Here is an 8,789-nt window from a genome sequence, read left to right on the forward strand (position 1 = left end):
GGTTTTATCTGGGATAACAACAGATAAAAAGGCGGAAGCGTATTAATACTAAAAATTACAAGGACATAGTATGAAAAAACATCTCGTATCGCCGCTAAAACAGCATTGTTCGCTACCGCATCAAGTTGGGCAGTTAAAACGCCACGTTTATTGAACCTATCGCCTTAAGTATTACTGATGATTCTGGCAACTGGATCCAGGCTAAACAGCCTATTAGCGTGAATACCCGGGTGATGACATTCATGGATAGAAATAATGGAGGTATATTCGGCTTACAGATGATGAAATTAAAAAACCAAACGATGACAACAGGAAAAGTTCCCAGTGATGTCACCGTTGAGATTGTTCGCCTCTACATTTGGCGCAGACGAGTTAAACGGATAAGTTATTACACAAGGAGTCAATTATGAATAAACGCATTATTTCTATGAATATGTCAGCGTTAATCCTGGCGGGTTTGTTTCATTGTGCAGTACAGGCGGAAGATGTCTCCGCGACATTGGCCATAACGGGACAAGTTACGCAAAATGACACTTTCTCCTGTTCGCTCTATTTAAATACGGACTACGTTCAGCTTAATGGCAAGACGGAAGGATTAATTAATCAGAATGACAACGCCACTGGCGGCGCTAACATTCAGATTACCATTGGCGGCAATTCCTATACTAACAAATGTAAAACGCTCGCTGATGAAGGCAAACTCGCCTACAAATTTGTCGGCACGGCTGACGATGCGGAAGGAACCGTGCTTGCCAATAACGATGTGACGCCTGGCGCGGCAAAAGGCATCGGCGTTGGCGTATTTGTGGGTGACAGTGGCAACAACAAATTCCAGCCGTTACGGATCAACCAGGACGTGTTAACCGCTAAATCCTGGGGCAACACAATCGTGTTGCAGATGGTTAAGTTAAACGGCAAAGAAGTCACAGCAGGCAAAGTGCAAAGCGCGTTGACGATCCAGTTTGAGCGCCTCTAATCCTCGCTAAGCAGGCAACCATGGCGTTATAGCATGCCAGCCTGATGTTAATATGGCCGTTTATTGTTTATCCTGATTCAGTAAACGGCAATCTGCGCATTTTAGCTTTTGCTTGCAGTCTCTGCTTTCTTCCCGCTGTAAAACCATCACATTTTTTTATGCATGTTACGCTGGCAAACGTTTGCTTTTACCAAACAGTCCGATAAAATTAGCGCCTTTCCACCCCACCTTAATGGAATGATCGCTGATGTCCGTTAATGCAGTAGAGTCACAAGATGCGCAACCGATTGCGCAGAAGCAAAATAGCGAACTGATTTACCGCCTTGAAGACCGCCCACCGCTGCCGCAAACGCTTTTCGCCGCCTGCCAGCATCTTCTGGCAATGTTTGTTGCGGTGATCACCCCGGCGCTGCTGATTTGCCAGGCGCTCGGTTTACCGGCGCAGGACACGCAGCACATTATCAGCATGTCTCTTTTTGCCTCCGGCGTCGCCTCTATCATTCAAATTAAAGCGTGGGGTCCGGTGGGGTCGGGATTATTGTCGATTCAGGGCACCAGCTTTAACTTCGTGGCACCGCTGATCATGGGCGGTACGGCGCTGAAAACCGGCGGTGCGGATGTCCCAACCATGATGGCGGCGCTGTTCGGCACCCTGATGCTGGCCAGCTGCACGGAGATGGTCATCTCCCGCGTTCTACATCTGGCTCGCCGCGTCATCACCCCGCTGGTTTCGGGCGTGGTCGTGATGATTATCGGCCTGTCGCTGATCCAGGTGGGCCTGACGTCCATCGGCGGCGGCTATGCCGCAATGAGCGACAACACCTTCGGCGCGCCGAAAAACCTGCTGCTGGCGGGTGTCGTGCTGGCGATCATTATTCTGCTTAACCGTCAGCGTAACCCTTACCTGCGCGTCGCCTCGCTGGTGATCGCCATGGCGGCGGGCTACCTGCTGGCGTGGGCGCTGGGCATGCTGCCGGAGAACACCGCGCCGACCAGCAGCGCGCTGATTGTCGTTCCTACGCCGCTGTACTACGGACTGGGCATTGACTGGGGCCTGCTCCTGCCGCTGATGCTGGTCTTTATGATCACCTCTCTGGAGACCATCGGTGATATCACCGCCACCTCGGACGTCTCCGAGCAGCCGGTGTCCGGCCCGCTGTACATGAAGCGCCTGAAAGGCGGCGTGCTGGCGAACGGTCTGAACTCGTTTGTCTCTGCGGTATTCAACACCTTCCCGAACTCCTGCTTCGGTCAGAACAACGGCGTGATCCAGCTGACCGGCGTTGCCAGCCGCTACGTCGGTTTTGTGGTGGCGCTGATGCTGATCGTCCTCGGCCTGTTCCCGGCGGTAAGCGGCTTTGTGCAGCACATTCCTGAGCCGGTGCTGGGCGGCGCAACGCTGGTGATGTTCGGCACTATCGCGGCCTCCGGCGTGCGTATCGTCTCCCGCGAGCCTCTGAACCGCCGCGCGATCATGATTATCGCGCTGTCGCTGGCCGTCGGTCTGGGTGTTTCCCAGCAGCCGCTGATCCTGCAGTTTGCGCCTGACTGGGTGAAAAACCTGCTCTCTTCCGGCATTGCCGCGGGCGGTATCACCGCTATCGTTCTGAACCTCGTTTTCCCGCCTGAGAAAAATTGATTTCTCCCACGGCAGGCAGTCAATGCCTGCCGTGACATCTAATTACACCATTCCCGCCTTGAGGATTGCGCATAAATCGTGCATAACTCCCTTATGTGCGTTTTGCGGGATGGAAGACCATGAAATTTATTGGAAAGCTCCTCATCTATCTTCTGGTAGCCCTGCTCATTGTGCTGCTGGCGTTCTACATTCTGCTCCAGACCCGCTGGGGCGCGTCTCAGGTCAGCAGCTGGGTGACGGTGAATACCGACTACGAACTCAGTTTCGACAAGATGAATCACCGCTTTTCGTCGCCTTCCCACATCATTCTGGAAAACGTCACCTTCGGTCGGGACGGTAAACCCGCCACGCTGGTTGCCAAAAAAGTCGATATCGGCCTGAGCAGCCGCCAGATAACCGATCCGCTGCATATGGACACCATCACCCTGTTCGACGGCACGCTGAATCTCTCGCCTCAGACAGCACCGCTGCCGTTCCAGGCGGATCGCCTGCAGCTGAACAATATGGCGTTTAACAGCCCGAATACCGAATGGGACCTGAGCGCGCAGAAGGTCACGGGCGGCGTTAGCCCGTGGCAGCCGGAAGCGGGCAACGTGCTGGGGAACAACGCGCAGATCCAGATGAGCGCAGGCTCGTTGACCCTGAACGGCGTGCCGGCCACCAACGTGCTGATCGAGGGCCAGCTTAACGGCAGGGAAGTGGTGCTGAAAACGATTGGCGCCGATATGGCCCGTGGCTCGCTTACCGGCTCCGCCCTGCGCAACGCCGACGGGAGCTGGATTATCGACACGATGCGCCTGAATGAGATCCGCCTGCAGAGCGATAAAACGCTGATGGCGTTCTTTGCGCCGCTGGCCTCCATCCCTTCTCTGCAAATTGGTCGTCTGGACGTGACCGACGCCCGGCTTCAGGGCCCGGACTGGGCGGTGACCGATCTCGACTTAAGCCTGCGCAACCTGACTCTCAGCAAAGGCGACTGGCAGAGCCAGGAAGGCCGCCTGTCCATGAACGCCAGCGAGTTTATCTACGGCTCCCTGCATCTGTTTGACCCGATCCTGAATGCGGAGTTTTCCCCGCAGGGCATGGCGCTGCGTCAGTTCACCTCCCGCTGGGAAGGCGGCATGGTGCGCACGTCCGGTAACTGGCTGCGCGATGGTAAAGCGCTGGTGCTTGACGATGTTGCCATCGCCGGGCTGGAGTACACCCTGCCGCAGAACTGGAAAACGCTGTGGATGGAGCCTCTGCCGGAATGGCTGAACAGCGTCACGCTGCAAAAATTCGGCCTGAGCCGCAACCTGGTGATCGACATCGATTCCGCCTTCCCATGGCAGATCACCTCTCTGGACGGCTACGGCGCAAACCTGCAGCTGGTGAAAGATCGCCAGTGGGGCATATGGGGCGGTAGCGCAACCCTGAACGGCGCGGCGGCGACCTTTAACCGCGTGGACGTGCGTCGTCCGTCGCTGGCGCTGAATGCCAACGCCGCCACGGTGAACATTACCGACCTGAGCGCCTTTACCGAGAAAGGTATTCTGGAAGCCACAGCGACGGTTTCACAGCTGCCGCAGCGGCAGACCACTGTGAGCCTGAACGGGCGCGGCGTGCCGCTCAACGTGCTGCAGCAGTGGGGCTGGCCTGCATTGCCGATTACGGGCGACGGCAATATTCAGCTCACCGCCAGCGGCAGCGTGCAGGCAAATGCCCCGCTGAAGCCAACGGTGAACGGCAAGCTGAACGCGGTGAATATGGATAAACAGCAGGTGCAGCAGACGATGACAGGCGGAGTGGTTTCAACACCACCCTCACCCCAGCCCTCTCCCTGAAAGGGAGAGGGAGCAAACCCTTCCCTCGCCCCTTTGGGGAGAGGGTTAGGGTGAGGGGAATTAAAGGTGAACCACCACCTCATTCCCCTCCGCTTTCACCACCACGCCCCACTCGCTGCCAGAGTGTGAACCGCCCTTCACGCCGCTCACCTTCTGCACGTTGCGCAAGCACACCGACCAGTTTTGCGCGTCCCCCGCGCCGGTAAAGGTCACGATGTCGCCCCGACGTGACGCCTTCAGCGTAAACGCCACGGACCCGTCCGCCGCAGGCACTTCGCTCACCGCCGTTGCGCCATCGTCCAGGTTAAACAGCTGGAAGGCCGTCCCCGCGTTCCACGCGTAGTCCGGCTTCTGGTTATTGTTGCCCAGCGCCAGCAGGGCGTTGTCGCGCACGTAGACCGGCAGGCTCATGAAATCGTGCTGCTGCTTATGCCAGCGGCTGCCCTGAATTTCGTCGTTGTGCCACAGGTGCGTCCAGCGGCCTTCCGGCAGATAGAACTGCACGTCGCCCGCCTCGGAGAACACCGGCGCGACCATCACCGCATCCCCCAGCATGTACTGGCGGTCGAGGTAATCGCACGCCGGATCGTCCGGGAACTCCAGCATCATCGCGCGCAGCATCGGCGTGCCGAACTCGCGCGCCAGCGCCGCCTGACGATACAGATACGGCATCAGCTGACACTTCAGCTGGGTGAAGTGGCGCACCACGTCGCAGGACTCGTCATCGTACGCCCACGGCACGCGGTAGGATTTACTGCCGTGCAGGCGGCTGTGGCTGGAGAACAGCCCGAACGCGCACCAGCGTTTATAGACATGCGCCGGAGCGGTGTTTTCGAACCCGCCGATATCGTGGCTCCAGAACCCGAAGCCGGACAGGCCAATCGACAGCCCGCCGCGCAGGCTTTCGGCCATCGATTCATAGTTGGCGTAGCAGTCGCCGCCCCAGTGCACCGGGAACTGCTGCGCACCCACGGACGCCGAACGGGCAAACAGCACCGCCTCTTCCTCCCCCACCGTCTCTTTCAGCACGTTCCACACCAGCTCGTTATAGATGTAGGCGTAGTGGTTGTGCATTTTCTGCGGATCGGAACCGTCGAACCACTGCACGTCGGTCGGGATACGCTCGCCGAAGTCGGTCTTGAAGCAGTCGACGCCGATCTCCACCAGGCCTTTCAGCTTGTCGGCATACCACCGGCACGCGTCCGGATTAGTGAAGTCATAAATCGCCAGCCCCGGCTGCCATTTGTCCCACTGCCACAGGGAGCCGTCCGGGCGCTTGAGCAGGTAGCCCTTCTCTTTCAGCTCCCGGAAGATCGGGGATTTCTGGCCGATGTACGGGTTGATCCACACGCAGACCTTCAGCCCTTTCTCTTTCAGGCGGCGGATCATTCCTTCCGGGTCCGGGAAGGTCACCGGGTCCCACTCGAAATCGCACCACTGGAAGGCCTTCATCCAGAAGCAGTCGAAGTGGAAGACGTGCAGCGGAAGGTCGCGCTCGGCCATGCCGTCGATAAAGCTGTTGACCGTCGCTTCGTCGTAGTTGGTAGTGAACGAGGTGGTCAGCCACAGGCCGAACGACCAGGCAGGCGGCAGCGCCGGACGCCCGGTAAACTGCGTATAGCGGTTCAGCACCTCTTTCGGCGTCGGGCCGTCGATCACGAAGTATTCGAGATATTCCCCTTCCACGCTGAACTGCACTTTGGAGACCTTCTCGGAGCCGACTTCAAACGAGACGTTTTCCGGATGATTCACCAGCACGCCGTAGCCGCGGTTGGTCAGGTAGAACGGGATGTTTTTGTAGGACTGCTCGGTGCTGGTGCCGCCGTCGCGGTTCCAGGTTTCAACCGTCTGGCCGTTGCGCACCAGCGCGGTAAAGCGCTCGCCCAGACCGTAGACCGTTTCCCCCACGCCCAGATCCAGACGTTCGAACACGTAATTGCGGTTGGTATTGCTGTCCTGCACGTAGCCGTTGTTTTTCAGCTGGCTGCCGGTAATGCGCTGGCCGTTGCGAAGGAAATCCAGCGCCCACAACTCGCCTTTGGTGACGCGCGCGCTGACGCTTCCGCTTTTCAGCTCGGCAAAATCGGCGTTGTTTTCAATCTCTACCTTCACGTTTTTCAGAACGTTCAGAGGATAGTGCGGGCCGTTATTCAGCGCGCCCTGGAAGTGCTCAATGCGCACCCCGACAATCCCTTCCTGCGGGGCAAACAGGCGCACCGTGAACATCAACGTGTCGAGCTGCCAGGTGCGCTCGCGCACGTCGCGCGGCGCCACATACACCACCAGGTCGTTGCCCTGCTGCTCCATGTCGAACACCTGAACCGGATACGTCACGTTCAGGCCCGGTTGAATAAGCCAGTTTCCATCACTGATTTTCATGCTTTCGTCCTCTTAGTTCTGTAATTCTTTGCTGACCGGCAGTGTTTCAAATTCCTGCTGGTTGCGGCGCGCGCCCTGCGCCAGCTCGCCCAGGATTTTGGTCAGGAAGGGGGTTTTCAGCGTGTAGTAGCGTTTGGCGATAATGGCGCTCAGCACGTAACAGACCGCCGGGGCCAGGGTAAACAGGCCGATAATGATGCTGATGGTCGCGCTGTTCTGAGTTTTGGCTGCCGCGTCGTAGCCGCCGCCTGCCAGCATCCAGCCGATCATCGCTCCGCCCAGCGCCAGGCCGAGCTTCAGCACGAACAGCGTGCCCGCAAAGCTGATGCCGGTCAGGCGTTTGCCGTTAGTCCATTCGCCGTAGTCGACGGTATCGGACATCATCACCCACTGAATCGGCGTCACCAGCTGGTGCAATACGCCAATGACGAAGATAAAGGCGAACATCAGCACGGTGGCGTGCATCGGCACGAAGAACATCGCCACGCTGACCACCGCCAGCGCGGCGTTGGTCCACCAGAAGATGCTGACCTTGCACTTCCAGTCGGTGAGGGGTTTCGCCAGCGCGGAGCCGATCAGGTTGCCGACGCAGTAGGTGGTGAGGAAGGCGACGAACACCTCCGGCGAGCCCATGATCCAGGTGCAGTAGTACATCATCGCGCCACCGCGCACGCAGACGGCGAGGATGTTGAGGATGGTGAGCACGCCGACGATGCGCCACTGGTCGTTGTGCCAGATGTCGCGCAGGTCTTCCCGCATAGAGGTGGTGCTCGGCGGCACCTGGATGCGCTCTTTGGTGGTGAAGAAGCAGAATGCCAGCATCAGGAACGCGACCACCGACAGCACGGCGATCCCGCCCTGGAAGCCGAGCGCCTTATCGTCGCCACCAATCAGGTTCACCAGCGGCATCATCAGCACCGTGGAGAGCATGCCGCCTGCCGTTGCCAGCACGAAGCGCCAGGACTGAAGGGAGATACGCTGCGTCGGGTCACTGGTGATCACGCCGCCCAGCGCGCAGTACGGGATGTTCACTACGGTATAGAGCAGGGTCAGCAGGGTGTAGGTAACGGCGGCGTAAACCATTTTGCCGTTGAGGCTGAGGTCCGGCGTGGTGTAGGCCAGCACGCAGACGATGCCGAACGGGATCGCGCCGAACAAAATCCACGGACGGAACTTGCCCCAGCGGCTGCGGGTGCGGTCGGCAATCAGCCCCATGCACGGGTCCGAGATTGCGTCCAGCGCGCGCGCCAGCAGGAACATGGTGCCGACAAACCCGGCGGGAATGCCGAAAATATCGGTGTAGAAAAACATCATATAAAGCATGACGTTATCAAAAATGATATGGCTGGCGGCGTCTCCCATGCCGTAGCCGATCTTCTCTTTTACTGACAATACTTCGCTCATCTTTTTTATCCTTCACGCTATAGGGGCGCTGAGACCGGTTGCATTGGTTTTAAACCATTGTTTCAACGACGGGTATTGCGTTTTTTGGTTAGCAGATTACGTTTCTTGTTTTTTGTGATCGCGGTAAATACTGGAGAGCACGAAAGGCTAACCTGAGGATTTTCTTAAGAATTAGCTGAAACAGGGGGGTACAGGTCAAAAGAGCGGTGAAAAAAGTGTGCGGGGGGATGTGGTAAATGCCTGAAAGTAGCTATAATGCGCCCCGCCTCCATGTAGCAATCGAGGCGCGGAAGATCGTCATCTCCGGTGAGGTGGCTGGACTTCAAATCCAGTTGGGGACGCCAGCGTTCCCGGGCAGGTTCGACTCCTGTGATCTTCCGCCAAAAGTTCTTTTATTCTTCCCTATGTTGCTCAGCTGCTACTTTAAGTTTCTTTGCTATCTCTTGAGCCTTAATATGATATTCCCATCTTATCGAGTTCATTATAATTGCGTATATATTAAATATAAACGTCTTAAGCACTAGCAATAAATAAACAATACTGCTACCTATAATACAATATGTGAATG

General features: G+C 57.2%; 5 protein-coding genes and 1 tRNA gene. 4 read left to right on the plus strand and 2 right to left on the minus strand.

Annotation, left to right across the window (positions count from 1 at the left end; genetic code table 11):
* Positions 1-406: 406 nt before the first annotated feature.
* From INF68_RS22115 to INF68_RS22125, 3 genes are all read left to right on the plus strand, one after another.
* Entirely contained in the window at positions 407-976 is a 570-nt protein-coding gene (locus INF68_RS22115) for a fimbrial protein (RefSeq protein WP_109845899.1), read from the plus strand.
* 247 nt (positions 977-1,223) lie between these two features.
* On the plus strand, positions 1,224-2,615 hold the full coding sequence (gene xanP, locus INF68_RS22120; RefSeq protein ID WP_109845900.1) for a xanthine/proton symporter XanP: 1,392 nt from the start codon (positions 1,224-1,226) through the stop codon (positions 2,613-2,615).
* 119 nt (positions 2,616-2,734) lie between these two features.
* Complete coding sequence (locus INF68_RS22125; RefSeq protein ID WP_126786497.1) at positions 2,735-4,438, plus strand: AsmA family protein; 1,704 nt, start codon at positions 2,735-2,737, stop codon at positions 4,436-4,438.
* Between the two features lie 60 nt (positions 4,439-4,498).
* On the opposite strand, the gene yicI is transcribed toward INF68_RS22125, so the two are convergent.
* Positions 4,499-6,817: an alpha-xylosidase gene (yicI, locus tag INF68_RS22130; RefSeq protein WP_126786498.1), complete on the minus strand. Its 2,319-nt coding sequence runs from the start codon at positions 6,815-6,817 to the stop codon at positions 4,499-4,501.
* Positions 6,818-6,829: 12 nt separating this feature from the next.
* Entirely contained in the window at positions 6,830-8,221 is a 1,392-nt protein-coding gene (locus INF68_RS22135) for a glycoside-pentoside-hexuronide family transporter (RefSeq protein WP_126786499.1), read from the minus strand.
* A 288-nt stretch (positions 8,222-8,509) separates the two neighbouring features.
* Between INF68_RS22135 and INF68_RS22140 the strand changes: the two genes are divergently transcribed.
* Positions 8,510-8,604, plus strand: a tRNA-Sec gene (locus INF68_RS22140).
* Positions 8,605-8,789 lie beyond the last annotated feature (185 nt).

It is taken from the genome of Enterobacter cloacae complex sp. P16RS2, from assembly GCF_014982155.1.
Taxonomy (GTDB): Bacteria; Pseudomonadota; Gammaproteobacteria; order Enterobacterales; family Enterobacteriaceae; genus Enterobacter; species Enterobacter cloacae_M.